Consider the following 23,596-nt stretch of genomic DNA (forward strand, 5'->3'; position numbering starts at 1 on the left):
GGCCAACCCTTCGGTCACGGGGCTGAAGCGGCCGCCTGCGCGACGAAGGCGATGCGGTTCAGCCCGGCGGCCTGCACCCAGCCGATCAGCTCGGCCACCTGCCCATAGGGCACGGCGCGGTCGGCGCGCAGTTGCACTTCCAGCTGCGTGTTCGCACGGCCCAGCTCGGAGATGCGCTGCTGGAAGGCCGGCGCGTCGAGTTCGTCCTTGTCCAGGTGCAGCTTGCCGTCCGGCGTGATGGCCACGGCGATGAAGGCCGGCGTCTCGCTCGGCGTGGCGGCCTCGCTCTTCGGCAGGTCCAGCCGCAGCGACGCGGTCATCAGCGGCGCGCTGATCATGAAGATGACCAGCAGCACCAGCATGACGTCGATCAGCGGCGTCATGTTGATGTCGCTCATGGGGCGCGAGCCCTCGGGCTTTTCGAGCCGGCCGAAAGCCATCAACGCCGCCCGGCCGCCCGCAGGCGCTGATGCGCCCCCTCGGGGGGGCGTGATCGAAGCTCGCGTGCGGGCTTCATGGCTTCAGTCGTGATCCAGCAGCTCGCGCAGGTCGTGCGCAAAGCCTTCGAGGTCGGCCTCGCAGGCCGCCACCATCTTGCCGAAGACGTTGTAGGCCAGCACGGCGGGAATGGCGACCGCCAGCCCGGCCGCCGTCATGATCAGCGCCTCTCCGACCGGGCCGGAGATCTTCTCGATCGTGATGTTGCCCGCCGCGGAGATGCTGACCAGCGCGTGATAGATGCCCCAGACCGTGCCGAACAGGCCGACGAAGGGCGCCGTGGCGCCGACCGAGGCCAGCAGCACCTGGCCGAATTGCAGCCGGGCCAACACGGCGTGCAGCGCATCGCGCAGGCGGCGCGTCAGGCGGGATTCGCGCCTGCCCGCAGCATCCAGCGTGGCCGCACGGGTTTCGGCGGTGGCAGCGTCGAGCAGCGGCAGCAGCAGCTGCTCGGTGTCGAAGTTCTGCAGCGCATCACGCCCTTCGCTCACGCCGGCCGCGGCCCAGAAGGCTGGCACCGCGCGCACGAGGCCGCGGCGCGCGCGGCGCAGCAGCCAGGTCTTCCAGAGAATCAGCGCCCAGCCACTGACCGACATGGCCAGCAGCAGCAGGGCCACGGCGCGGCCTATGAGATCGCTCTGAGCCCAGAACGCCGTGAACATGTCAGTTATTCCTGGCGCAGCGCGCCAGGCGCGACGCATGAAAGTGTTTTCGGGCCGAGCGCCGGGCCGCCCCAAGCCGGCCCGGTGGGCGATGTGCTTGCGGCTCAATGCCGCAAGCATCGCCGTCCCCTTGGGGGCCGAGGCCGGACACGGCGAGTCCTGAGGACTCGTCGTGCCTGCCGAGGGGCAGCCGCTCTGCCGGCTGCGTGGTCTGCAAGACCGACTGGGCTTGCCGGCGTTCAGCCGGGGCGAGACCGGGCGAGGGGTTCACGTTAATTTCAGCGGGCGAAGCCCAGCACGTCGTTCATGCCGAACAGGCCGACGCGTTGACCGGCCAGGAAGCGCGCGGCGCGCAGGCTGCCCTGGGCGTAGATCGTGCGGTTGCTGGCCTTGTGGCTGATCTCGATGCGCTCGCCCATGCCGGCGAACAGCACGGTGTGGTCGCCGATGATGTCGCCGCCACGCACGGTGGCGAAGCCGATGGTGGACGGGTCGCGCACGCCGGTCACGCCTTCGCGGCCGTAGACGGCGCAGGCCTTGAGGTCGCGGCCCAGCGCGTCGGCCACCACCTGGCCCATTTGCAGCGCGGTGCCGCTGGGCGCGTCGACCTTCATGCGGTGGTGAGCCTCGACGATCTCGATGTCGAAGCCCTCGTTCATCGCACGGGCCGCCAGATCCAGCAGCTTGAGCACGACGTTCACGCCCACGCTCATGTTGGGCGCGAAGACGACAGCCGTGCGCTCGGCGAAGCGGGCGATCTCGGCCTTCTGGGTTTCGTCGAAGCCCGTCGTGCCGATGACGGCCTTGACGCCGAGATCGGCGCAGACGGCCAGGTGGGCCAGCGTGGCCTCGGGGCGCGTGAAGTCGATCATCACGTCGGCGCCGGCCAGGCCTGCGCGCACGTCGTCACCCTTGTCCAGCGCGATGTGCAGCGCGCAGTCGTCGGCCGCCTGTACGGCCTCAATCAGCATCTTGCCCATGCGCCCGGAGGCGCCCATGACGGCGATCTTCAGCATCACGAGCCTGCCTTTGCGGGTGCGGCGTCCAGCGGCGGGTAGGTGCGGCCAGGCGCGGGGCCTTCGGCGGCGGCGGTCGGCGCCGCATCGGCGCTGCGCTTTGGCGGCGGCAGGGCCGTGCGCTCCGCTTCGGTCAGCTCCAGCTTGGGCTGCTTGCGGTTGGGCTTGAAGGTGTTCACGGCCGCGACGAACTCGTTCTCGGTCGGCAGATCGTCTGGCACCGTGAGCGTCTTCAGCCGGTCACCGTCGAATTCCGCGATGACGAGCCGCTTCTGCGGCGTGGCACCCTGGCGGTTGATGGTGAACGGGTAGTCCCAGCGCGACTCGTGGAAGATGTCGGTCAGCAGCGGCGAGCCGAGCAGGTCGCGCACCTGGGCCTTGTTCATGCCGGGCTTCACGCGGGCGACCATCTCCTTGGTCAGCACATTGCCCTGCACCACCTCGACGCGATAGGGCGTCACGAGGCCCAGCACCTTGTCGCCGGTGACCGAGGGCAACTGGGCCCAGTTGGGGAGATAAGAACAGCCGCCGAGCAACGCAAGCAGCGGGAGAGAGGCAAGCAAGGGGCGCATCGGGCAGCAGCTGGTGGGGCAGAAAGCACCGGCCGAAGGCTCGGCTGGCTATGATCGCGCGGATTCTAGCGGTGCGCCCTTCGGCGCTCCGGTCCTTTGCGCCATGCCTTCCTCCGCCAAGACACAGACCAGCGACATCAAGAACAGCGGCCTCAAGGCGACGCTGCCGCGCATCAAGATCCTCGAGATCTTCCAGCGCTCGGCGCAGCGACACATGACGGCAGAAGATGTTTACAAGGCTTTGCTGGGCGAGGGCGCCGACATCGGCCTGGCGACCGTCTACCGTGTGCTGCAGCAGTTCGAGCAGGCGGGCCTGCTGAGCCGCAACCACTTCGAGACCGGCAAGGCCGTCTACGAGCTCAATGAGGGCCACCACCACGACCACCTGGTGTGTCTGAACTGCGGCAAGGTCGAGGAATTCTTCGACAAGGGGATCGAGGAGCGCCAGCACGCCATCGCGGGCGAGCGCGGCTTCCAGCTCCAGGAACACTCGCTGGCGCTCTACGCCACCTGCGTCAAGAAGGACTGCCCCAACCGCAGCTGAGCCGGCGGCGGCGCGCTACGAGCGGCGCTCAGCCCTCGATCGAGCCGCTGTCGATGGCGCGCTGGTGGCGCTCGACGAATTCCTTGTAGGTGTCGATACCGCGCAGCTGCAGGATGGTGTTGCGCACGGCGGCCTCCACCAGCACGGCGAGGTTGCGGCCGGCGTCCACGGCGATGACGACCTTGCGCACCGTCATGCCCAGCACGTCCTCGTGCAGCGGCTCGTAGGGCAGGCGTTCGAAGTCGCGCTCCATCGTCTCCTTGCGCACCAGGTGCACGATGAGCTTGAGGCGCATCTTGCGGCGCACGGCCGTCTCGCCAAAGATGGCCTTGATGTCCAGCAGCCCGATGCCGCGCACTTCCAGCAGGTTGAGCAGCAGATCGGGGCAGCGGCCTTCGATGGCGGTCTGCGCGATGCGGAAGAAATCCACCGCGTCGTCGGCGACCAGGCCGTGGCCGCGCGAGATGAGTTCCAGCCCCAGTTCGCTCTTGCCCAGGCCCGACTCGCCCGTCAACAGCACGCCCAGGCCGAGGATGTCCATGAACACGCCGTGGCGCGTCGTGCGGTTGGCGAACAGTTGCGACAGGTAGCCGCGCACCAGGTCGATCACATGGCCGGCGGACTCCTTCGTGCGGAACAGCGGAATCTCCGCGCGATCGCACATCGCGACCAGGCGCGGCGGCGCCACCGCGTCGTCGGCAATGATGATGACCGGCGGCTCCAGCGTGACGATGCGGGAGATGCGCCGGTCCTGGACTTCCGTGCTCTCCTGGCTGAGGTAGGCCACCTCGCGCCGGCCAACGATCTGCACCCGGTACGGGTGGATGTAATTCAGATAACCCACCAGATCGGCCGCGCTCTGCGCGTCGCGGACCGCCGCTTCGTCGAAACGGCGTTCCGGATGCGCGTGCCCGGCGATCCACTCCCAGCGGAGCGCTTCGCGGTGCTCTTCAAACAGCCGCTCGGCGCTGATCGAGGTTGGTTTCAATTGAGGCCAGGGTTTGTACGAAGCGCGTATCGGCGGGGTTAGGCGACCGATTTCAAAGGTTCCCAAGCCGAAATCAGCTTGTGGAGCGTGGCTGCCTCTGCCTCGGTCTTGAGTTGCTCGCGCAGATCCCGGTCGGACAGCATTTCGGCGATTTCGGACAGGATTTCCAGATGCCGCTGGGTGGCCGCTTCGGGCACCAGCAGGAAGATCAGCAGGCCCACGGGCTCGTCGTCCGGCGCGTCGAACGCGATGGCTTGCTGCAGCCGCAGCACGGCGGCGAGCGGGTTCTTCAGGCCCTTGACGCGGCCGTGTGGGATCGCCACGCCATGGCCCAGGCCCGTGGACCCCAACCGCTCCCGGGCGAACAGGTTGTCGGTGACCAGCGCACGGGCCATCTGGTGATGGTTTTCGAACAGCAGGCCGGCGTGTTCAAAGGCGCGCTTTTTGCTGGACGCATCCACATGCACCAACACGTTGTCGGCGGGCAGGATGGCGGCGAGACGGTTCATGGCTGGGGGCCGAATGTCGGGGGCGCCGGTGGGCGCGGCCTAAAACGGACGGTGGGTCGATCAGAGTGGCAGATTATGGAACTGCGGACCGATTTGGGGTGGCCGCCAGGTTCTCTCGGTGTGGAAAACGCCGCCGGCGACCCCCGAATGCGTGTTTTTGCGGCACTGCAGCAACAACCGATTGCGGCTAGTTGGCCTGGATTGCACATCGCAAAAAAAGGCGGCCCGCAGGCCGCCCTGTTTTGATGCCTCGCCGTTCAGCGGGCCGGAACCTCGAGGCGTTTGGCCGAGGCGTGGTGATGGTCTTGCACCTTGTCCTTGTGCCGGCAGACCTGGCGGTCGAGCTTGTCCATCAGTTGATCAATGGCGGCGTAAAGGTCTTCATGTGACTGTTCGACAAAGATGTCGCGGCCCTTCACGTGCAGGGTCACTTCCGCGCGCTGGCGGCGTTCCTTCTCCTTTTGCTTTTCCACGGTCAGCAGGACGTTGATGTCCACGACTTGGTCAAAGTGGCGAGTGACACGGTCCAGCTTGGTCATGACGTACTCACGCAAGGCTGGCGTGACTTCGAGGTGATGGCCACTGATCGTCAGATTCATAGAGCCTCCTTTCAGAGGATGGGGTCGAAAAACAGAACCAGAAAAACCGGATAGCGGGGAAGGAGGAGGGTGTTTACAGGTAGCGGAGGTGGGTGGGAGTGAGGAAATTGACGAGTCCAGTTTGCGCGCGAAGCCGCGGCATGACAAGGGGATGACACTGAGCTTTTGCCGTAGGTCAGGTCTCCTTTGCGCGCCTTCTTTCACGACTTGCGCCGGTGCAATAATCCGCGGCTATTTGCCCCATGGAGCCCTTCTTGGACAGCAGTCACCCTCGGTGACCGTCCACTCCCGCCGCGTGCGCTGAACCCGCGCGCCCCGCCCGGAGTGAGACGGTCGAACTGAATCCCGCCACCCCGGACGGCGCGTCGCGTCGTCCCCTACCAGCGCCGCTGGAGACGATGCATGCTGAATGTGTTCACGCTGGACAATGGCCGCCTGAAGGGCGGGTTGTTCCAGGAAGAAATTGAAACCGCCGAGGACCTGGCGCAGTCGCGCCCCATCTGGGTCGACCTGGAAAGCCCCAGCGCCGAGGAAAAGGGCTGGATCCGCGATCGCTTCGGCCTGTCCATTCCCGAGGACATCGTCGGCGAAGACCTGGAAGAGTCGGCGCGCTTCTACGAGGAAGACAACGGCGAGCTGCATATCCGCTCCGACTTCCTGATCGAAGGCGACGACGGCCAGGACGGCAAGCCCGCCCGCAACGTGCGGGTGGCGTTCATCCTCTTCAACAACGTGCTGTTCTCGATCCACAACGAGGACTTGCCGGTGTTCCGCCTGCTGCGGCTGCGGGCGCGGCGCATCCCGGCGCTGATCGAGGACGCCAAGGACGTGCTGCTCAAGCTCTACGACGCCGATGCCGAGTACTCGGCCGACGTGTTGGAGGGCATCTACGACAAGCTGGAGGCGGTGAGCGCCCGGGTGTTGAAGAGCGACGTGACCGACGCCGAGGCGGGCGAGGTGCTGGGCTCCATCGCGCGCGAGGAAGACTTGAACGGCCGCATCCGCCGCAACGTCATGGACACGCGCCGCGCGGTCAGTTTCATGATGCGCAGCCGCATGCTCAACGCCGAGCAGTTCGAGGAATCGCGCCAGATCCTGCGCGACATCGACTCGCTGGACTCGCACACCGCCTTCCTGTTCGACAAGATCAACTTCCTGATGGACGCCACGGTCGGCTTCATCAACATCAACCAGAACAAGATCATCAAGATCTTCTCGGTTGCCAGCGTGGCGCTGCTGCCGCCGACGCTGATCGCGTCCATCTACGGCATGAACTTCAAGAACATGCCGGAACTGGAGCAGACCTGGGGCTATCCGTTTGCGCTGGTGCTGATGCTGCTGTCGGTGGCGGCGCCCTTCATCTACTTCCGGCGCAAGGGCTGGTTGAAGTAGCCCACCCCCTACCGGCTGCGCCGGCCCCCTCAAGGGGGCACTGCCAGTGGCCTAGCAAAGCCAGATCCACGGCAGTCGCTTGGCAAAGCACTACGTAAAGACAAAAGGGCCCGTGCCGCGCGACACGGGCCCTGTTTGTAAAAGCGGCCGCAGAACGCCTCGAAGCCAACGAGGGAGGGAGGGAGGAGGAGGAGAACGGCTCCGAGATTGCTGCTCTGTCCAGAGAGGTTGAGCGGCCAAAATTCCGTGGTGGGGTCTCCTCCTTGTCGCGCAGTGCTCGTTTTTTTGCCTGTGTAGCCGCTCCAGCGGCGCGCAGGTCAAACTTATGTGCTGCTGTACCGAATTCAAGCGACGATTGTTGCGGTGCACTTCTTGGGTGCCGAAGGCGGCGAGCCCGGTGCGGTCACGTTTTCAAACAGTGCCGGCGCGCGAAATTTGGCAGCGCGTGGGGTGGTCATGGCGGTTCGTGGCCCGCAGTGCCGCCGAACTTTTAGAATCCGCCCTCTAAACGAGGATCCGACATGCTTTACCCCGAACTGTTCAAGCAACTCGAAGCGGTGCGCTGGAACATGGACAGCGACATCCCCTGGGACAAGTTCGATGCCAGCCTGCTGACCGACGAGCAGGCGCAGACCATCAAGATGAACGCCATCACCGAGTGGTCGGCGCTGCCGGCCACCGAAATGTTCCTGCGCGACAACCGCGAGGACAGCGACTTCTCCGCGTTCATGTCGGTGTGGTTCTTCGAGGAGCAAAAGCACAGCCTCGTGTTGATGGAATACCTGCGGCGCTTCCGCCCCGATCTGGTCCCCACGGAGGAAGAACTGCACGAAGTGCGCTTCGATTTCGACCCGGCGCCGGCCCTCGAGACGCTGATGCTGCACTTCTGCGGCGAAATTCGCCTGAATCACTGGTACCGCCGGGCCGCCGAGTGGCACACCGAGCCGGTCATCAAGGCCATCTACGAAACGCTGTCGCGCGACGAAGCCCGCCATGGCGGCGCCTACCTGCGCTACATGAAGCGCGCGATGACCAAGTTCGGCGACGAGGCGCGCGCGGCCTTCGCCAAGGTCGGCGTGCTGATGGCCTCGGCCCGCCGCACGGCCCAGGCGCTGCATCCCACCAACCTGCACGTCAACGCCAAGCTGTTCCCGCGTGACACCATCCAGAGCCGCCTGCCCGACCCCGAGTGGCTGGAGCGCTGGCTGGACAAGCAGATCCAGTTCGACAGCGTGTGGGAGAACAAGGTCGTCGAGCGCATCCTGCACAACATGAGCCTGCTGATGGACCGCAGCTTTGCGACCGTCCAGGAACTGAACCGCTTCCGCAAGGAAATGGCTGCGCGCATCGTGCCGCCCGCGGGCGAAGGGCTGGCCGGCGCCTCGGCCTGACGGCGGGCTGCGCGTCAGCCGACGAAGACCGGGGCCTAGGCCCCGGTTTTTTTGTGCCCATGACCGCCGGCTTAGCCGCCGCGCGCCCGCTTCATGACGACCAGCGCGAAGCCTGCGGCGGCCACGGCGACCCAACCTATGAACTGCGGCGAAGCCAGATCTGCCAGCGCCTGGCCCAGGTCCTGCAGTGCCCAGGTCCACAGGTTGGTGTCCGAGTGCAGCGCGTCGATCAGCCCGTGGCCGCTGTAGACCAGGGTGTGGTTGATGTAGCGGTTGTGGTCGGCGAGCAATTGCAGCGGCCAGTCGATGTCATAGGCCTTGTGCAGCACCGTCACCGCCACGGCGCCGCCGACGAGCACCACCGGCACCCCCAGGCGCTTGAGCCAGGCCGACGCCGCCATCAGAACGAAGATCAGCGGCGCGAGCCACAGCGTCAGCAACGCCGTGCCAACCAAGCCGCGCAGCAGCAGCGGCAGCGCCGCGCCGATGACCTCGCCCCAGTGCACCGCCAGCACCGCCGAGAGATCGCTCTTGCTGGCCAGCACCCCCATCGCGATCGGCAGGCCGAACACCGCACCGACGACGGCGCCGCCCACGGGCGCCAGCCAGGCGTGGGCCAGCACCGTGGCGGCCACGCTCTCGCTCGGCCGACCGGGCAGCGACAGCCAGAACTCGATGGAGCGGTCCTGCGTGTCACGGCGCGCTAGCCCGGGCAGCTGGAACAGCGCCACCAGCAGGCAGATGACGTAGATCACGCAGGCGCTCACCAGCAGCACGGCCAGCGCGATCAGCTCTGCCCGCGCGTCCGGCAGGCCCTGCAGGCCGAACGGCAGCATGGCCAGGAACAACAGCGGCGGCGCGAACGCCGCGATCAGCCAGCCGCGCTTGTGCTGCATCCACTCGCGCAGCACCAAGGTAGGAATGTGGGTGTTCATGGGCGTCTCCTTCAGGCCTGCTTCTGGTTCAGCGCCGGGTTGCGGGTCAGCGCCATGAAAAGGTCGACGAGGCTGGGCCGCACACGCTCGCCCAGGCTCGTCACGTGCTCGGGTGGCGTGCCGTCGAACAACGACGTCGTGCGCCCCTGGTCGCGGTAGCGCAGCAGCGGGTGCGCGGCCGCCATCGCCTCGGCAGCGGCCGGGTCGTGGTTCAGCGCCACGAAGCGGCGGTCGATGTCTTCCAGGCTGATGGCCAGCGCCACCCGGCCTTCGTCCAGCATGATCACGTCGGACAGCAGCGCCTCCACCTCCTCCACCTGATGCGTCGAGATCAGCACACTGCGCTCGCCGTCGCACCACTCGTCGATGAGCATCTCGTAGAAGCCCTTGCGGGAGATCACGTCCAGCCCCAGCGTCGGCTCGTCCAGGATCATCAACCGCGCGTCGACGGCCGCGATCAGCGCCAGGTGCGTCTGCGCCACCATGCCCTTGGACAGCCGCTTGATCTTGTCCGACTCCTGCACGCTCGTGCGCTTGAGCAGTGCGCGCGCCCGCTCCGCCGAGAACTTCGGCTGCAGCCGCCCCATCAGCGTGATCAGCTCGTGCACGCAGGCCCAGCGCGGCAGCACGGCCACGTCGGGGATGTAGCTCAAGTCCGTCAGCAACTGCTGGCGCTGCGTGCTGGGCGCCATGCCCAGCACGCGCAGATCACCCTGCACCGGCTGCAGCCCCACGAGCGCCTTCATCAGCGACGTCTTGCCCGCGCCGTTGTGGCCTAACAGACCCACCACGCGGCCCTTGGGCACCGTGATCGAGACATCGCGCAGCGCCGTCTTCTTGCCGTAATTCAGCGAGACGTTCCTGGCTTCAATGAGATGGTTCATGTCGACTCCCAGTTCAGATCCTTGGCGGCCAGGCCCAGTCGCTTGAGCTTGGCGCGCAGCACAGGCCAGTCCTTTTGCAGAAAGCGTTCCCGCTCCTGGCGCAGCAGCCGCTCACGGGCGCCAGCGGTCACGAACATCCCCAGGCCGCGCCGCGTCTCGATGAGCCCGTGGTCGGTGAGCGCCTGGAGCGCGCGCGTCACCGTCAGCGGGTTGATGACGTACTGGCTGGCGAGTGTGCGAACCGAGGGCAAGGCCTCGCCTTCCGGGGGGCTGCCGTCCAGCAGCTGCACGGCCAGTCGGTCGGCCAGCTGCTGGTAGATCGGCGCCTGGTCAGTCCAGGTGGGCGTCATGGTCGCTCCGGGTGTGTTGCTGATGTAGCACACCATATCGGGGCCGCCGGTTGGCGCCCAGCATCTGTCGACAGACTGCAGATTCGGGGGGATGGGCTGCCGGTTGTCTGTCGGTTCTCACTCAAGGTGGAACTTATTTCACTGCAGATGGAACTGTCCTCGCCGAGGCTTCTCCATCTTGGAGACGGCCTGAGGGGCTGCTAACGGACCCTCAGGCCGCATGGGGATCTCCGCTTATCGGGGGTACGGCGGATTGGGTGGCAGTCTCGTATCCCACGGACTGCTGTCGGCGACGCTCGCGTTGTTTTTTGCCGAGACGCATCACGCTTGAGCGCCACGACATGAAGCGTCAAAACGAGGCAGGCTCCGCCCGGCGTTTGCGAGCGCCCTTGTGCATCGTCACGGGCGTCGCTTTGAGCACGCGGTCGACCATCGCAGCGAGGAAACGTCCTGGGTCGAGTTCATCGGGAGTCGCGTCGAGCCGGATCTTGACCTTGGGCAGCTTGGCGATGGATTTCTCTAGATCGCCATCGGCGGCTGGCACAACATCGTCCTGAGGCTCCACGCCTGGCTCTTCGGGGACGCCTTGCTCAGGCTCCTCGCCGTCGTCGATGACCGACGCACCGGAGTACTCCATCAGTACGAGCCCCGTCGCGTGATATGCGTCGTCTTCTTGTCCGAGCTTGATCAACAAGTCGAAGAGCCACTCGGCGGTGCCCGGTTCCTCCACTAGCGCGTTGGCGCTCAGGCCGAACACGAATCCGAGTGCCGCTTGGGGATGCCGCAGCCGTAGGTTCTTCGCGTCGCCGTAGGACTCCTCGACGCGGTTCGGCGCGTTCTTACCGAATGAGGAGTCCATGCGCTTGGTCGAGATCAACAGCTCGGGCCCGGTCGACCAGTCTGTGATGATCACGTCGACCTGTTTCAGGTAGTTCTTGCCCAGGATCTTTGCGCTCGCAGAGGTCACGCCGGTAATTGCGCCCTCCTTCTTCAGCAGTTTCTTGACTGCCGTCGCATCCTCTCTCGGTAGGGCCTTCAGCAGGTTGGCCACAGAAGCTGGAAGGATGCGCGGATGTTCCGGGCGCGGCCAAGTCTGGTCTGGGCCGAAGCCCGCTCGCCGCAACTCGTAGCTGAGCCAAACGTCGAGAGCCAGCGCCGGCACGCCGGACTGGGTATTTGCCTTGAGGGACAGCGGCACGCCAAGGAGCAGACACAGCGTCCCGTAGTCGGGCTGGTATCGGCGCTTGCCGTCGGCAGCTATGACCCAAGGATTGGTGTGCTCGCCGTCCGGCGCAGCGATCTCAACAATGCGATCGAACAGGGCCCAGGCCTTGGCCTTCGCGGTCTTCTCAGTAGCCACTGCCGGACCTCATCTCTCTGCGGCTCGCTAGCAAATTGCGCGCAGCCCTCATCTGCCCAACCTGCTTGCTGGAGAGCGCTCGTCCATCGACCAGAAGAGCACGGTCGACCAGGTCTACCGCGCCCATTAAGTCACCCTTGGCCAACATCGCGCCGACTCCCTTCTTGACCGCACGCAGCGCTGACGCACGCGTGCGTACCAGTGAGAGCGAGGGCACGGCCCAGAGGTCGGCTTCTTTTGGCTCGAGCTTCAAGATGCCGCCGCCGTAGGCACGCCCCACCATCTCAGCGTGCATCAACGTCGCGGAGTTGATGCTTGCCAGCGAGAGAAGCTCGCAGCCGATCTCGCGATTGGCCTCGCGAAGGTACACGCCGTGTACGGAATTGAGGTGATACGCAGCGGCTTCGTTCGCGACGAGCCGAGGCGTGTCTGCATTCATGCACGTTAGAAGCAAATCGGCTGGGCTCACGAGCGGCACGCGATACCAGACCTTCCGAACGCGACATTTGTAAGCCAAGTCCACGCCCGTTCGGTGCCCGTCCTCGATGTAGGCTTCAGCCTCTTTCGAGGGCTTCTCGCGCGGGTAGAAAAGGCGCGTGGATTGGCCGTCCTTGCCCAGATTGGCGAGCAGCTCGGCTGACAGCGACAAGCCTCGCAAATGCGAGCTGCCTGGCGGCGACAGGGGCAGCAGCTCAGCAGCCTTGAGTCCAAGCTCTTTGGCGCGACAGGGAGAAACGGCGAAGTATTTGTTGTTGCCGGTGACGATTCCCAGCGTTGTGTCGCCCCACGACTCAAGCGGGGCAAAGTGGCCTGCGCGAGTCAGCGAGGACAAAGCGTCGAGAGCAGCCTTGTCCACCATGCTGCCGGTCCACTTGCCGGCGGGATCGACGGGCTTCCACGCCTGGCCCGCATCCAAGCTTGCCAGGCTCTCGGCATTTCTCGCCTGCCGGATCGTGGCGTGGCCTGCTGGCCCCTCACCGTAGCCTTCGGCAAGAAGAAGGACGACGTCGGCCTCCGCCTCTGGGAACACTCGTTGCGTGAACAGCACCAGCTCAACATTGCGGAAACGGTCGAACAGGAACTGCCGCACCGGCGCCGCGTAGTTCACCGACAGCAGCTCCGCCGGAAGCACGAGCCCCAAACGGCCCCCGTTCTTCAAAAAGAGAGCCGAGTGCACCGTGAAAGCGGCCCAACTCGAAGCGAGGCCTGTGAGGGCTACGCCGCCGCGTAGTGCGGCCTGCCTGGACTTCGAGCGAGCCTCGCCCGAAAAGCTCTGATAGCGAATGTAGGGTGGGTTGCCGATGACGGCGTCGTACACGGGGTCGGCCCCAACGTCGAAGAAGTCACTTTGTCTGACCCGCGCATTGCCTCCGGCCTCGCGCACCCTTTGGCGAGCGACCTTCGCGCTGTGAGCATGGATCTCGACGCCGTCGACGGCCGGCTCTTCGCCTTTTCCTCCGCGGAGCTTCGCGATCTGCGAGACAGCTGCGACCAAGAAGGCCGCGTCCCCGGCGGATGGCTCCAGCACGCGATCGTCGCCGGACCGAATTGCCCATCGCGCTACGAAACGTGTAATGGCGTCTGGGGTGAAAAAGGCACCGCGCTCCTTGCGGAGTTCGGGGGTGTCTTTCGGATGGATCAAAGGGTTCGCCACGAGGAAAAACATTCTAGAGGCGCGGGGCTGGGCAGTTCGGCCGGAGCCGCCACGCTATGGTCGCTTTCTGCCCAGAGCCCATGCCGAGTTTTTCAGCCCTTTTGCGGCAGCGAGCGCGTCCTGGGCTTGATTCGGTTGACGATGCGCTACATGTCAGCCGTCAAAAAGCGCTCTTAACCACGCCGCCGTCCACGCGCAGTGCGGCGCCGGTGGTGGCGGACGCCAGTGGACTTGCCACGTAGGCGACGAGCGAGGCCACCTCTTGCGGGGTGCCAAAACGCTTGATGAGAGAGGTCGGGCGCACCTTGTCGAAGAACTCGGATTCGACCTGCTCGAAGGTCTTGTCGTCGGCGCGGGCCATCTCCTGGACGAAGTCGCCGACGCCGCGCGACTTGGTCGGGCCGGGCAGCACGCTGTTGACGGTGATGCCCGTGCCGGCCACGGACTCCGCCAACCCACGGGACACGGCGAGCTGGGCGGTCTTGCTCACGCCGTAGTGAATCATCTCGGTGGGGATCTGCACGGCGCTCTCGCTGGAGATGAAGACGATGCGACCCCAGTTGGCGCGCTTCATCGCCGGCAGCACCAGGCGCGCCAGCCGCACGCCGCTGAGTACGTTGACGTCGAAGAACCGCATCCAGTCGCCGACCGCAAGGCGCCCGTCGTGTTTCCCCGGACCTTCAGCCCTCGTGGCTGAGGAAAAGTTCAGCTTGCTCGCTGCAGAAGGCCGGATGTTCAACGTCGTGTGACACGGGCCGCCCATGCTCCTGCCGCGCAGGCCGGCCCAGGCCGCCGGTTGGCAAGGGCAAGGTCAGCCCGCCGTCATCGATGGCCTGCGGCTGCGGCGGGTTGGAGTGCGGCAACGAGGTGATCGATCAGCGCGCGCACCTTGGGCGTGGTGTAACGCGCCGTGGAATAGAGCAGATAGGCCATGCCCTGGTAGTTGGTGTCGAAAGCCCAATCGACCAGCAACCTCACCACACGCCCTGCAGCCAGCGCGTCGCGCGCCACGAAATCCGGCACGCAGCCCACGCCCAGGCCGGCTTCGACCGCCGCCAGGCGCATCTCGCTGTGATTCAAGGTGTAGCGGCCAGCCACGGCCACCTCCACCTCGTCCTCGCCACGTACGAAGCGCCAGCGGCTGTCACGCTCTTGCTCGCCGATCGACAGGCAGCTGTGGGCGGTCAGGTCCTCGGGAATGTGAATGGGCTCGTTCGCCGCCAGATAGGCCGGACTGGCCAGCACCAGTTGACGCACGGGCATCAACGAGCGCGCCACCATGCCCTGCGGCGGGTCGTCGGTCAGGCGGATCACGAGATCGAAACCTTCTCGCAAAGGATCCACCGGTCGGTCAGCCACCAGCAGATGCACATCCACCTCAGGATACTTTTGCAGGAATGAAAGCACGTGCGGCTGCAGCACATGGCGGGACAGCGCCTTGGGGGCGCTGACGCGGATCAGCCCATTGGGCTTGCCCATATGTCCTTCGGCCACCCGCATGCTGGCCTGTGCGGCGGCCACCAGTTCGCGCCCGCGCTCCAGCACCTGCATGCCGGCCTCGGTCAGGCGCAACTGCCGGGTCGTGCGTTGCATGAGAGAGATGCCCATGGCCTTTTCCAGGCGCGCGACCTGGCGGCTGATGGCGGACGGCGTCAGCCCATGCCGCCGCGCAGCCGCCGAAAAACTACCGGACTCGGCCACACGGACGAACGCCACCAACTCGTGCAGCACCTCCAGGAAGTCTTCTGTTCTCGCCATGCACAGCTCCTGTTCTGGCGCCGAGTCTATTCACCGCAGGGGGTGGAACAAACAATGGGCAAGCCAACAGCATTCAGGAGGAATTGGCATGCCAACGCGCCGGATTCGCAGCGCCGAAGCGCTCGACGCGATGCAAGGTCAGGTCGATCATGTGCTGACGCCATTCAGTGGTGGCGTTGATGGCAGCTCAGTACTGGAACAGCCGCCGGCATCCGTATCGAATCCTGGCCAGCCGGCCTGTCGGGACGTTCTGGTGATCGCATTCACCAGGGTGAACGCATGAGCCCGTTATCCATCGCCGCAGGTGCGAAGGGCTTGCTCAGTGCGGGCAGACGGTCGCGGCCCCTGCTCGGGCTGGTCGAATGCTTGTTGCTACTGGTGGCAGTGATCTGGGGCGGCAGCTACAGCGCCGCCAAGCTGGCCACTGGGCAGATGCCCGTGCTGCAGTTCCTGGTGCTGCGTTTCGGCCTGACGTTTGTGATCCTGCTGCCCGCGCTGCGCGGACTGTCGGTGGCGTCATGGCCGGCTGCGCTGGCAGGGGCTTCGACGCTGGGCATCGTGCTGCTGGCCGTGTTCGTCTGCGAGACCTTCGGCGTGTCGTTCACCACCGCGTCCAACGCGGCATTCCTGATCAGCCTGTGCGTGGCCTTTACCCCGTTGTGCGAGTGGTGGCTGCTCCGCACCCGGCCTACCCGCACGGTGCTGGTGGCCGCGGCCCTGTCCTTGTTGGGCGCCGGTCTGCTGGCGTTCCAGCACGGCGGGGCGACCAGCCTGGCTTGGGGCGACCTCCTGATGGTGCTGGCGGCCTTGCTTCGTGGCGTCATGGTCTGCCTGACGCGTCGCCTGGGCCAACGGCATGGACTGCCCGCGCTCACGGTGACGGCGGTGCAGATGGGCGTGATGGCGCTGGGTTCGGCGCTGCTGATGCTGGCCGTGCACGGCCCCGTGTGGCCACCGCTGCCCCGCAGTGCGCCGTTCTGGTTGGCCATGGCCTTCCTGGTGCTGTTCTGCACGTTGTTCGCGTTCTTCGTGCAGAACTACGCGGCATCGCGCACCAGCCCTTCACGTGTGGCCTTGCTCATGGGCAGTGAGCCGATGTGGGGTGCGCTGATCGCGGTCTTGTGGCTGGGCGAGCAGATGGCGGTGCAGGGCTGGATCGGCGGCCTGCTGATCGTGGTGTCGGCGTGGTGGGTGGCCCGGCCTGAACGACGAAAAGGCGCTTGAGCTGAACACCGAGACGCCGCCAGCGGCGCCTGCATGGCAGCAACTGCCGCAGCTCAGCGCAGGCCGGCCGTTGCCGCGCGGTTGGATGGACTGCGGGCGCTCTGACGACGCGCGCGCCGCCGCGATGGCGTGCCGAGTTCACCTGCCTCATGAAGTGGCAGCGGAAGCAAGTGCCTTGTAAATCAAGGGGTTGCAGTCTTTCCACCCGCACTGCCAACAGATTTGTCCACAACGGATGGGGATGGCTGAGGCGAGCCGGCCGAGGGGCGGCGCGCCGAACGATTTGCGGGTTGCGGGTGGAAAAACCTGCCGGAATAGGCCCGTGGCTGAGCAAGGCGAGGCCGCGCGATGAGCCGTGGCGGCTGGCTGCCTCATGAAGTGGCAGGCGAACCTGGCGCCTTGCAAATCAACGGGTTGCAAGCTCTCCTACCGCGCTACCAACAGAGTTGTCCACAACGGCTGGGGATGGTTGTGGCGAGCCGCCCCTGCCGAGCGGCAACACCCGCACGGTGGCGGGCGCGGCATGGCCGGCTTCAGGGGGCGGCGGCGAAGCGACGTTGTCGTGTCGCCAAACCGTCATGCGTTTGGCGCGGGTCTTGCGTACGCTTGCCGGCATGGGCATCACGCACACCGTTGCCGGCGAACGCTTCCATTTCGCTGACTTGCGCACCTTGCTCGCCAAGGCCAGCCCGCGGCGGTCGGGCGACGAGCTGGCCGGCGTGGCGGCGGCCCATGCGCGTGAGCGCGTTGCGGCGCAGTTGGCGCTGGCCGACCTGCCGCTGAAGGCGTTTCTGCAGGAATCGGTCGTGCCCTATGAAGACGATGAGGTGACCCGGCTGATCGTCGACACGCACGACGCCGGCGCCTTCGCGGCCATCGGGCACCTCACCGTGGGGGCGCTGCGCGACGCCTTGCTGGCCGGTGCGGTGGACCCGGCCGCCATCGCGTCGGGCCTGACGCCGGAGATGGCCGCCGCCGTCAGCAAGCTGTGCCGCTTGCAGGACCTGCTGCTGATCGCGCAGCGCTGCGAGGTGGTCACGCAGTTCCGCAGTACCGTGGGCCTGCGTGGGCGCCTCGCCACGCGGTTGCAGCCCAACCATCCCACCGACGACGAGGCCGGCATCGCTGCGAGCCTGCTCGACGGCCTGTTGATGGGCTCGGGTGATGCCGTCATCGGCATCAACCCGGCGACGGACAACCTGCCGCAGGTCATGCGCCTGTTGCAGATGCTGGACGCGGTCATCGCGCATCACGACATCCCCACGCAGAGCTGCGTGCTGACGCATGTGACGACGACGATCGAGGCCATGGCGCGCGGCGCGCCGGTGGACCTGGTGTTCCAGTCCATCGCAGGCACCGAGGGTGCGAACCGCGGCTTCGGCATCACGCTCGCGCTGCTGGACGAGGCGCGGCAGGCGGCCCTGTCGCTCCGCCGTGGCGGGCGGCATGTCATGTACTTCGAGACCGGCCAGGGCAGCGCGCTGTCCAGCGGCGCTCATCACGGCTGCGATCAGCAGACGCTGGAATGCCGCGCGTACGCGGTGGCGCGGCGCTTCGAGCCGCTGCTGGTCAACAGCGTCGTCGGCTTCATCGGGCCCGAGTATTTGTTCGACGGCAAGCAGATCCAGCGCGCGGGCCTGGAAGACCATTGCGCGGGCAAGCTGATGGGCCTGCCGATGGGCGTGGATGTGTGCTTCACCAACCATGCCGAGGCCGATGTCGACGATGTCGACAGCCTGCTGACGCTGCTGTGCACGGCGGGCTGCAACTACATCATGGGCGTGCCCGGCTCGGACGACATCATGCTTGGCTACCAGAGCACCAGCTTCCACGACGCGCTGGCCATGCGCCGCCTGCTGGGGCTGCGGCCCGCGCCGGAGTTCGAGGCCTGGCTCCAGCGCATGGGCGTGTTCGCGGCCGAGGCGCCGCAGCTGGCGGCCGGCGTGCCCGCGCGCTTCGCTCAGTTGCTGGAGCAGGCGTGAGCGTCGTCGAGCAACTCTGGTCGCGCCTGCGGGCCTACACCGCCGCGCGCATCGGCCTGGGCCGTGCCGGCGCGAGCGTGCCGACGGCGGCGCATCTGGCCTTTCAACAGGCGCATGCGGCCGCACGCGATGCCGTGCACCTGCCGCTGCAGGTCGACGAGTTGCTCGCCGGCCTGCGCGCGCTTGGCGAGGCGCCCTTGCAGGTGCACAGCCAGGCGGTGGACCGCGCCACCTACCTGCAGCGGCCGGACCTCGGCCGCCGCCTGGCCGCGCCGTCGGCTGCCGCCCTGGCGGCACAGCATGTGCCCGCGGCCGACCTGGCTTTCGTGTTGGCCGATGGCCTCTCGGCGCTGGCCCTGCAGCGCCAGGCCTTGCCCCTGTTCGCCTCGCTGCGTGAGCGGCTGTGCGCAGAGGGCGGCTGGACCTGGGCGCCACCGGTCATTGCCACGCAGGCCCGCGTGGCGCTGGGCGACGAAGTGGGTGCGCTGCTGAACGCACGCTGCGTCGTCGTGCTGATCGGCGAACGGCCGGGCCTGTCGGCCCCGGACAGCCTCGGGGTCTACTTCAGCTGGGCGCCGTGCGTGGGGCGGGTGGACGCCGAGCGCAACTGCATCTCCAACGTGCGCCCGCAGGGGCTGCCACCCGCCGCCGCGGCGGCCAAGCTGCACGGCCTGCTGGGCGAGGCCCGGCGCCGTCAGCTCAGCGGTGTGGCGTTGAAAGACGAGCAGGACGACCGAGCGGTCGCGGCCGCACCGGCGTCGGCCTTGATGCGGCTGCTGGGTGGCTGAGCGAGCGGTCCGCGCGGCCTCAGCCGACGGGCCATCACGCCGCACGCCACGCCGCTGCCTCCAGGCTGATCAGGAAGGGCTGACTGCGGCCTGCAACGCGAACAAGGCGTCGGCATCCTGCGTCTGCGCGTGTCCCACCACCTTGGTTCCCAAGGGAATGCGCCGCGCGCCCTTGTGCTCGACCATGTCCTGAAGCACGCGCACGCTGCCGAGGTCGTTCGCAGGCACCATGAACGGCGAATGCGTCGAGAAGATGATCTGGTGATGCGGTGCCAGCCGCTCCCGGAAGAACCGCTGGAGATCCAACTGCGCTTTGCCGTGCAAGGTCAGCCCGGGCTCGTCGAGCAACAGGATGACGGGCGTCGACTCGTTGCGGATCTGGGCGAATCTCACCAGGAACGAGAAGAACCAGACAAAGCCTGAACTGCGTTCCGAGAACGGCGTGTCGACCCGGTGCAGCGCGTTGTAGATCCGTGCTCGCGCGACATTCCCCGTCTGGAATGGGGTCGGGTCACCGGCCATGCCGGCCGATACCCGCACCTCGACGCTCAGGTCGGCGCTCTGCGTCCAATACTCCAGGATTTGATCGGTGATCTTGTTCGAGGCCGCCTGCAGCAGGGCATTGTGGGTTTCGAAGGTCGTCTGGCGCAGCAAATCGGCCGGCGAGATTCCGGCATAACGCAGAAACTCGACGAACAACTTCTTGCCCCGGTGTTCGTCCTGGTCCAGCACACCTTGATCCTGCAGTTCTTGCAGCTGCTGGAACTGCACGGTCCCATCCATCCGGTCGTATGACGACACGTACATGAACCGTGGCAGGTGCTGCGCGACAAACTTGTGCACCTGAATGATGGCCGTGCCCTCGCTCAGCAGATGCGCACGCAAGTTGGCCTGCGGCTCGCTCGGCGTCGGAATGGCATTCAGCTCGTCGATCAACTGAGCCGTCGTCGTGGCGCCAGCGAGGGCTTTCGCGTCGTCACCCGTGACGCCGAACTTCGCGAACAGGTGCTTGATGATCTTCTTGGTATCGATGGTTGCATCGATCGTGAAGTCCTCGCCGTATCGACGCTGCACCCGCACCCGCTTGTCGACGGACGCCTTGCCGAGCATCTCCTCCAGTGTGGCGAGTTCGCCCTCGTCGAACTCCCATTCCGTCAGGATGACGGCGGCTGGCTCCTTGGGATGCAACTCGGCATACGACGCCAGATGCCGGCGCGGATAGTCGCGCTCCTTGTCGAGTTGCATGGGCGCTGACGGGTGCGGATTCAGCGCCGCGAGCGCTTGAAGCAAGGCACTTTTGCCCGCTTCGTTCTTTCCAATAAGGCAGACGATCTGATGGATATCAAACTCGCCGCTGTCTTCTATCGACCGAAAATTCTTGACTTGCGCCTTGACCAGTTTCACCGCTATCCCAGCATCGATTTCAAAACTGGATTTTATCGAGCCCACCTCCGGCAACTGGCTCGCCCAGCTTCAGCGAGCACGGGCAGCGAACGGCAAGCCTGCCGACATTTCCAAAGGAATAAGTCGAGCCGTGCAGGCGATCAACTCGCCGGATTGGCTGCACGGCGCGACACCGGCGCATGAGGTGCGGATCGGGCGCCCGACAGATGGGTGGCCACAACGCCAGCAATCGCGCGGCGTGAGAGCTCGCATGGGTCTGCGCAGAACCCACCCGGACAAAGAAAAAGCACCTAGCGGTGAGTCTAGGTGCTTGTCATATCTGGCGCGCCCGGTTGGGATCGAACCAACAACCCCTGCCTTCGGAGGGCAGTACTCTATCCATTGAGCTACGGGCGCGAAGCCACGCATTCTAACAGCGGGCTTCTACCGCTCCGGCGGCGATGGGGGCGCTGCCTATAATTCGTTGGCTTTACGTGCCGTCCGCGCCCGGGCGGTGTGAGAAAAAGACCGACGGGGATCACCAAGAGGAATCCATGAGCGCCAGCCACGAACAAGACCACGACGACGCCCACACCGGCCCGATCAAGACGCCCAAGCAGCTGGCCTGGGCGGTGCTGCTGGCTTTCGTGGTGCCGGTGGTGGTCATCATCATGCTGGCCAATTACGTCAGCACGGCGTCCAAGCCGGCTGCCGGCACGGGGGCGCTGGAAGGCGAGGCCGTGGCCACGCGCATCGCACCGGTGGGTTATGTCGCGGTGAAGGACGCGAGCGACGCCGCCGCCGTGCGCACGGGTGAGCAGGTCTTCCAGGCGCAGTGCGCCACCTGCCACGCCAGCGGCGCGCTGAACGCGCCCAAGCTGGGCGATGCGGCGGCCTGGGGCCCGCGCATCAAGAGCGGTGTTGAGGCGTTGCTGAACTCGGCGCTGAAGGGCAAGAACGCGATGCCGCCGCAGGGTGGTGGTGAATTCAGCGAGTTCGAGATCCACCGCGCCGTGGTCTACATGGCCAATCAGGGCGGTGCCAAGTTCGACGAGCCCAAGGCGCCGGCAGCGGCGGCCTCTGCCGCGAACTGAGCTTTCGCCATCCCGATGGAGCCCGCCGCGAGCGGGCTTTTTCATGCCCGCGTCGCGTCAGGGATGCGGCCGGCGCTGGAAGCGGTGAATGGCCGGCAGCTTGGCGGCGATGCAGTCCTGCGGCGTCCAGTGGCCGGCTTCGACGGCTTCGGCGGCCAGGCTCATGTCCTGCGTGTGCACGAGGCCCAGGCCCAGGTCGGTCAGCAGGTAGAGGTGGCCGCCTTCATCGAGCCAGGCGGACTCGACCTGCGCGCGCCGCCCGGTGTGGCTGAGTACCGTGCCATCGGGTTGCAGTCGCCAGATCCAGGGGGTGGTCTCCAGTTCCACATAGACGCGCTGGGGGCCGTTCTGGAAGAACCAGGCGCCGTGCTCGTCGCAGTCGTAGTTGCGGCCGATGAAGGCGAGCAGCTTGTCGTGGTCGATGCGGCTGCCCTTCACGCGCGGGAAGGGGCCGCTGCGCTGGATGCGGTCGTCGCGCATGTACCAGTCGCCGCGCGCGTCCAGCGCCAGCCAGCCATAGCAGTGAGGCACGTTGGGCCACTTCTTCAAGGCGGCCTGAACGATGTCGTCCATCGGGTGCGTCCTTCAGCGTTGACGCCAAAGCCAGTCGCAGACCTGCTCGGGCATGGTCAACAGATGGCCGGGCAGCGGGCCGGCGGGGAAGCCGACATGGCCGCCATGGCCGGGCTGCCAGAGTGTCACACAGGGCCCGACGTCGGCCGCGTGGGGCAGGCTGTGGCCTGGCACGAAGGGGTCGTTGCGCGCATTGAGCACCAGCGCGGGGATGCGGATGCGGTGCAGGTGTGGCTTGGCGGCGGCGCGGGTCCAGTAGTCGTCGGTGTTCCTGAAGCCGTGCAGCGGCGCGGTGAACAGGTTGTCGAACTCGTAGATGGTGGAGGCGCGCCGCAGCCGCTCGCCGTCGAACAGGCCGGGGTGCTGCTGCAGTTTGCGCAGCGCCTTGGGGATCATCGTGCGCAGGAAGCGGCGCGCGTAGACCTGCTTGTTGAAGCCGCGGTCGATGGCCGCGCCGGCGGCGGCCAGGTCGATGGGCGAGCAGATCGAGCAGACGGCGTGGGCCGTGTGGGCGGCGCTGGCGCCAGCCTCCTCGGCCCAGCGCAGCAGCGCGTTGCCGCCCAGCGAGACGCCCGCGACGATGAGCGGCGCGCCATGGCGCTCGCGCAGCCGCGAGAGGATCCAGCCGACTTCCTCGAAGTCGCCCGAGTGATAGGCGCGGGGCGCGCGGTTGAGTTCGCCCGAGCAGCCGCGGAAATGCGGCAGCGCCATGGCCCATCCGCGGGCGCGGGCCGCGCTGGCGAAGGCGACGCTGGAGTGGCTGGTGCGGTCGCCTTCCAGCCCGTGGAAGAGCACGAACAGCGGCGCGTCGGCCGGGGTGTCGGCGAGGAAGTCGACGTCGATGAAGTCGCCGTCCGGCGTGTCCCAGCGTTCACGCGTCCAGGTGGGCGGCGGGCCGTCGTGCTGGCGGCTGAAGAGGGCGGGCCAGATGGTCTGCAGGTGGCCGCCAGGCAGCCACCTCGGAGCGCGGTACTGCATGCGCCGCGGCGTTAGTGAAGCGTGCCGGCGTCGGCGACGATTTCCTGCACGTCACTCGCGTTGCCAGGGCTTGCGTGATGCAGCACGAGGCGCCAGCCAAGCGCCGTCTTCAGGTAGACATTGGTGGCGATCACCCAGGCCTGGCGCGCGTCGCCGGCCAGCTGCACGCGCTCCAGCACATGGTGGATGGCGCAGTCGCCGCTGTGCAGGCGCCGCACGCGCTCGGGCTGCACCTGCACGGCGCCGCGCTCGAACACCGCCGCGAAGGCCGCGCGGATGGCCGGCAGGCCGACGATGCGCGGGCCGCCCGGGTGCACGCAGGCCACCTCTTCGTCGTCGGCCCACAAGGTCATCAGGTGGTCGAGGTCGGCGTGCTGCAAGGCCTCGTAGAACTGGGCCTCGGTGGCGTCGGGCGAGGCGAGCAGGGCAGCGGTCTGGGCAGGGGAGCGAGGCATGGGCAGA

Annotated in this window: 26 protein-coding genes and 1 tRNA gene; 8 read left to right on the forward strand and 19 right to left on the reverse strand. The window is 66.6% G+C overall.

All coding sequences use genetic code 11. The annotated features are described in order from the left end of the window. Positions 1-14 precede the first annotated feature (14 nt). The 4 genes from ACG00X_RS11930 to ACG00X_RS11945 all read right to left on the reverse strand — a co-directional run bounded on the left by ACG00X_RS11930 (position 15) and on the right by ACG00X_RS11945 (position 2,748). A complete protein-coding gene (locus tag ACG00X_RS11930; protein WP_394488400.1) occupies positions 15-398 on the reverse strand; it encodes an ExbD/TolR family protein in 384 nt (127 codons plus the stop codon). Positions 399-521: 123 nt separating this feature from the next. Beyond that, on the reverse strand, positions 522-1,160 hold the full coding sequence (locus ACG00X_RS11935; protein WP_394488401.1) for a MotA/TolQ/ExbB proton channel family protein: 639 nt from the start codon (positions 1,158-1,160) through the stop codon (positions 522-524). A 278-nt stretch (positions 1,161-1,438) separates the two neighbouring features. After that, a complete protein-coding gene (gene dapB / locus ACG00X_RS11940; RefSeq protein WP_394488402.1) occupies positions 1,439-2,176 on the reverse strand; it encodes a 4-hydroxy-tetrahydrodipicolinate reductase in 738 nt (245 codons plus the stop codon). Continuing rightward, on the reverse strand, positions 2,176-2,748 hold the full coding sequence (locus ACG00X_RS11945; protein WP_394488403.1) for an outer membrane protein assembly factor BamE: 573 nt from the start codon (positions 2,746-2,748) through the stop codon (positions 2,176-2,178). Before ACG00X_RS11945 ends, dapB begins: the two co-directional genes overlap by 1 nt. Before the next feature lie 103 nt (positions 2,749-2,851). Between ACG00X_RS11945 and fur the strand changes: the two genes are divergently transcribed. After that, positions 2,852-3,292, forward strand: a complete 441-nt coding sequence (gene fur, locus ACG00X_RS11950) for a ferric iron uptake transcriptional regulator (protein ID WP_394488404.1) — start codon at positions 2,852-2,854, stop codon at positions 3,290-3,292. A 28-nt stretch (positions 3,293-3,320) separates the two neighbouring features. Here fur and hprK read toward each other — a convergent pair whose 3' ends face one another. The 3 genes from hprK to hpf all read right to left on the reverse strand — a co-directional run bounded on the left by hprK (position 3,321) and on the right by hpf (position 5,388). After that, positions 3,321-4,280, reverse strand: coding sequence for an HPr(Ser) kinase/phosphatase (hprK, locus tag ACG00X_RS11955; RefSeq protein WP_394488405.1), 960 nt, complete (start codon positions 4,278-4,280; stop codon positions 3,321-3,323). 38 nt (positions 4,281-4,318) lie between these two features. Further along, entirely contained in the window at positions 4,319-4,789 is a 471-nt protein-coding gene (locus tag ACG00X_RS11960; RefSeq protein ID WP_394488406.1) for a PTS sugar transporter subunit IIA, read from the reverse strand. 257 nt (positions 4,790-5,046) lie between these two features. Continuing rightward, positions 5,047-5,388 (reverse strand): ribosome hibernation-promoting factor, HPF/YfiA family, encoded by a 342-nt coding sequence (gene hpf, locus ACG00X_RS11965; RefSeq protein ID WP_394488407.1) that lies wholly within the window; start codon positions 5,386-5,388, stop codon positions 5,047-5,049. A 402-nt stretch (positions 5,389-5,790) separates the two neighbouring features. Here hpf and corA point away from each other — a divergent pair, with 402 nt between their 5' ends. Together corA and ACG00X_RS11975 are read left to right on the forward strand one after the other, a co-directional pair. Continuing rightward, complete coding sequence (gene corA / locus ACG00X_RS11970) at positions 5,791-6,780, forward strand: magnesium/cobalt transporter CorA (protein WP_394488408.1); 990 nt, start codon at positions 5,791-5,793, stop codon at positions 6,778-6,780. A 521-nt stretch (positions 6,781-7,301) separates the two neighbouring features. Beyond that, positions 7,302-8,171, forward strand: a complete 870-nt coding sequence (locus ACG00X_RS11975; RefSeq protein WP_394488409.1) for a ferritin family protein — start codon at positions 7,302-7,304, stop codon at positions 8,169-8,171. A gap of 71 nt (positions 8,172-8,242) precedes the next feature. On the opposite strand, the gene ACG00X_RS11980 is transcribed toward ACG00X_RS11975, so the two are convergent. From ACG00X_RS11980 to ACG00X_RS12010, 7 genes are all read right to left on the reverse strand, one after another. Then, a complete protein-coding gene (locus ACG00X_RS11980) occupies positions 8,243-9,106 on the reverse strand; it encodes a hypothetical protein (protein ID WP_394488410.1) in 864 nt (287 codons plus the stop codon). Positions 9,107-9,117: 11 nt separating this feature from the next. Then, positions 9,118-9,990 (reverse strand): ABC transporter ATP-binding protein, encoded by an 873-nt coding sequence (locus ACG00X_RS11985; protein WP_394488411.1) that lies wholly within the window; start codon positions 9,988-9,990, stop codon positions 9,118-9,120. Further along, positions 9,987-10,340, reverse strand: coding sequence for a GntR family transcriptional regulator (locus ACG00X_RS11990; RefSeq protein WP_394488412.1), 354 nt, complete (start codon positions 10,338-10,340; stop codon positions 9,987-9,989). Before ACG00X_RS11990 ends, ACG00X_RS11985 begins: the two co-directional genes overlap by 4 nt. 349 nt (positions 10,341-10,689) lie before the next feature. Next, positions 10,690-11,700 carry a type III PLP-dependent enzyme domain-containing protein gene (locus ACG00X_RS11995; protein WP_394488413.1) on the reverse strand — a complete coding sequence of 337 codons (1,011 nt, stop codon included), beginning with the start codon at positions 11,698-11,700 and terminating at the stop codon, positions 10,690-10,692. Next, positions 11,690-13,366, reverse strand: coding sequence for an N-6 DNA methylase (locus ACG00X_RS12000; RefSeq protein WP_394488414.1), 1,677 nt, complete (start codon positions 13,364-13,366; stop codon positions 11,690-11,692). Before ACG00X_RS12000 ends, ACG00X_RS11995 begins: the two co-directional genes overlap by 11 nt. 148 nt (positions 13,367-13,514) lie before the next feature. Continuing rightward, positions 13,515-14,117, reverse strand: coding sequence for an SDR family NAD(P)-dependent oxidoreductase (locus tag ACG00X_RS12005; protein WP_394488415.1), 603 nt, complete (start codon positions 14,115-14,117; stop codon positions 13,515-13,517). A gap of 59 nt (positions 14,118-14,176) precedes the next feature. Next, complete coding sequence (locus ACG00X_RS12010) at positions 14,177-15,112, reverse strand: LysR family transcriptional regulator (protein WP_394488416.1); 936 nt, start codon at positions 15,110-15,112, stop codon at positions 14,177-14,179. Between the two features lie 88 nt (positions 15,113-15,200). Between ACG00X_RS12010 and ACG00X_RS12015 the strand changes: the two genes are divergently transcribed. The 4 genes from ACG00X_RS12015 (at position 15,201) to eutC (ending at position 19,106) form a co-directional block, all read left to right on the forward strand. Then, positions 15,201-15,395, forward strand: coding sequence for a hypothetical protein (locus tag ACG00X_RS12015; RefSeq protein ID WP_394488417.1), 195 nt, complete (start codon positions 15,201-15,203; stop codon positions 15,393-15,395). Beyond that, positions 15,392-16,336 (forward strand): DMT family transporter, encoded by a 945-nt coding sequence (locus ACG00X_RS12020; RefSeq protein WP_394488418.1) that lies wholly within the window; start codon positions 15,392-15,394, stop codon positions 16,334-16,336. Before ACG00X_RS12015 ends, ACG00X_RS12020 begins: the two co-directional genes overlap by 4 nt. 614 nt (positions 16,337-16,950) lie before the next feature. Next, positions 16,951-18,318: an ethanolamine ammonia-lyase subunit EutB gene (locus tag ACG00X_RS12025; RefSeq protein WP_394488565.1), complete on the forward strand. Its 1,368-nt coding sequence runs from the start codon at positions 16,951-16,953 to the stop codon at positions 18,316-18,318. After that, the gene (gene eutC / locus ACG00X_RS12030) at positions 18,315-19,106 is read left to right on the forward strand and encodes an ethanolamine ammonia-lyase subunit EutC (RefSeq protein WP_394488419.1); all 792 of its coding nucleotides are present in this window, start codon (positions 18,315-18,317) and stop codon (positions 19,104-19,106) included. The genes ACG00X_RS12025 and eutC overlap by 4 nt, the downstream gene beginning before the upstream one ends. Positions 19,107-19,175: 69 nt before the next feature. On the opposite strand, the gene ACG00X_RS12035 is transcribed toward eutC, so the two are convergent. Next, complete coding sequence (locus tag ACG00X_RS12035; RefSeq protein ID WP_394488420.1) at positions 19,176-20,510, reverse strand: AAA family ATPase; 1,335 nt, start codon at positions 20,508-20,510, stop codon at positions 19,176-19,178. Positions 20,511-20,830: 320 nt separating this feature from the next. Then, positions 20,831-20,906 (reverse strand) — tRNA-Arg (locus ACG00X_RS12040). A gap of 137 nt (positions 20,907-21,043) precedes the next feature. Between ACG00X_RS12040 and ACG00X_RS12045 the strand changes: the two genes are divergently transcribed. Next, positions 21,044-21,583: a c-type cytochrome gene (locus ACG00X_RS12045; RefSeq protein ID WP_394488421.1), complete on the forward strand. Its 540-nt coding sequence runs from the start codon at positions 21,044-21,046 to the stop codon at positions 21,581-21,583. A gap of 57 nt (positions 21,584-21,640) precedes the next feature. On the opposite strand, the gene ACG00X_RS12050 is transcribed toward ACG00X_RS12045, so the two are convergent. The 3 genes from ACG00X_RS12050 to ACG00X_RS12060 are packed head-to-tail and all read right to left on the reverse strand — an operon-like array spanning position 21,641 to position 23,589. After that, the gene (locus tag ACG00X_RS12050; protein WP_394488422.1) at positions 21,641-22,156 is read right to left on the reverse strand and encodes a DUF2946 family protein; all 516 of its coding nucleotides are present in this window, start codon (positions 22,154-22,156) and stop codon (positions 21,641-21,643) included. A gap of 12 nt (positions 22,157-22,168) precedes the next feature. After that, positions 22,169-23,134, reverse strand: coding sequence for a YheT family hydrolase (locus ACG00X_RS12055; RefSeq protein ID WP_394488423.1), 966 nt, complete (start codon positions 23,132-23,134; stop codon positions 22,169-22,171). A gap of 11 nt (positions 23,135-23,145) precedes the next feature. Continuing rightward, entirely contained in the window at positions 23,146-23,589 is a 444-nt protein-coding gene (locus ACG00X_RS12060) for a YybH family protein (protein WP_394488424.1), read from the reverse strand. Positions 23,590-23,596: the final 7 nt, after the last annotated feature.

This window comes from Pelomonas nitida (assembly GCF_043555975.1).
Classification (GTDB): Bacteria; Pseudomonadota; Gammaproteobacteria; order Burkholderiales; family Burkholderiaceae_C; genus Pelomonas; species Pelomonas nitida.

Coding starts and splice junctions, on each gene's coding strand:
- ACG00X_RS11935 (WP_394488401.1), bottom strand. CDS start 1,160: ATGTTCACGGCGTTCTGGGCTCAGAGCGATCTCATAGGCCGCGCCGTG.
- ACG00X_RS11945 (WP_394488403.1), bottom strand. CDS start 2,748: ATGCGCCCCTTGCTTGCCTCTCTCCCGCTGCTTGCGTTGCTCGGCGGC.
- ACG00X_RS12025 (WP_394488565.1), top strand. CDS start 16,951: ATGGGCATCACGCACACCGTTGCCGGCGAACGCTTCCATTTCGCTGAC.
- ACG00X_RS11985 (WP_394488411.1), bottom strand. CDS start 9,990: ATGAACCATCTCATTGAAGCCAGGAACGTCTCGCTGAATTACGGCAAG.
- corA (WP_394488408.1), top strand. CDS start 5,791: ATGCTGAATGTGTTCACGCTGGACAATGGCCGCCTGAAGGGCGGGTTG.
- ACG00X_RS11980 (WP_394488410.1), bottom strand. CDS start 9,106: ATGAACACCCACATTCCTACCTTGGTGCTGCGCGAGTGGATGCAGCAC.
- ACG00X_RS12045 (WP_394488421.1), top strand. CDS start 21,044: ATGAGCGCCAGCCACGAACAAGACCACGACGACGCCCACACCGGCCCG.
- ACG00X_RS12050 (WP_394488422.1), bottom strand. CDS start 22,156: ATGGACGACATCGTTCAGGCCGCCTTGAAGAAGTGGCCCAACGTGCCT.
- ACG00X_RS11960 (WP_394488406.1), bottom strand. CDS start 4,789: ATGAACCGTCTCGCCGCCATCCTGCCCGCCGACAACGTGTTGGTGCAT.
- ACG00X_RS12020 (WP_394488418.1), top strand. CDS start 15,392: ATGAGCCCGTTATCCATCGCCGCAGGTGCGAAGGGCTTGCTCAGTGCG.
- ACG00X_RS11975 (WP_394488409.1), top strand. CDS start 7,302: ATGCTTTACCCCGAACTGTTCAAGCAACTCGAAGCGGTGCGCTGGAAC.
- ACG00X_RS11930 (WP_394488400.1), bottom strand. CDS start 398: ATGAGCGACATCAACATGACGCCGCTGATCGACGTCATGCTGGTGCTG.
- ACG00X_RS12005 (WP_394488415.1), bottom strand. CDS start 14,117: ATGGGCGGCCCGTGTCACACGACGTTGAACATCCGGCCTTCTGCAGCG.
- ACG00X_RS12000 (WP_394488414.1), bottom strand. CDS start 13,366: ATGTTTTTCCTCGTGGCGAACCCTTTGATCCATCCGAAAGACACCCCC.
- ACG00X_RS12010 (WP_394488416.1), bottom strand. CDS start 15,112: ATGGCGAGAACAGAAGACTTCCTGGAGGTGCTGCACGAGTTGGTGGCG.
- ACG00X_RS12055 (WP_394488423.1), bottom strand. CDS start 23,134: ATGCAGTACCGCGCTCCGAGGTGGCTGCCTGGCGGCCACCTGCAGACC.
- dapB (WP_394488402.1), bottom strand. CDS start 2,176: ATGCTGAAGATCGCCGTCATGGGCGCCTCCGGGCGCATGGGCAAGATG.
- ACG00X_RS11990 (WP_394488412.1), bottom strand. CDS start 10,340: ATGACGCCCACCTGGACTGACCAGGCGCCGATCTACCAGCAGCTGGCC.
- ACG00X_RS12060 (WP_394488424.1), bottom strand. CDS start 23,589: ATGCCTCGCTCCCCTGCCCAGACCGCTGCCCTGCTCGCCTCGCCCGAC.
- hpf (WP_394488407.1), bottom strand. CDS start 5,388: ATGAATCTGACGATCAGTGGCCATCACCTCGAAGTCACGCCAGCCTTG.
- ACG00X_RS12015 (WP_394488417.1), top strand. CDS start 15,201: ATGCCAACGCGCCGGATTCGCAGCGCCGAAGCGCTCGACGCGATGCAA.
- fur (WP_394488404.1), top strand. CDS start 2,852: ATGCCTTCCTCCGCCAAGACACAGACCAGCGACATCAAGAACAGCGGC.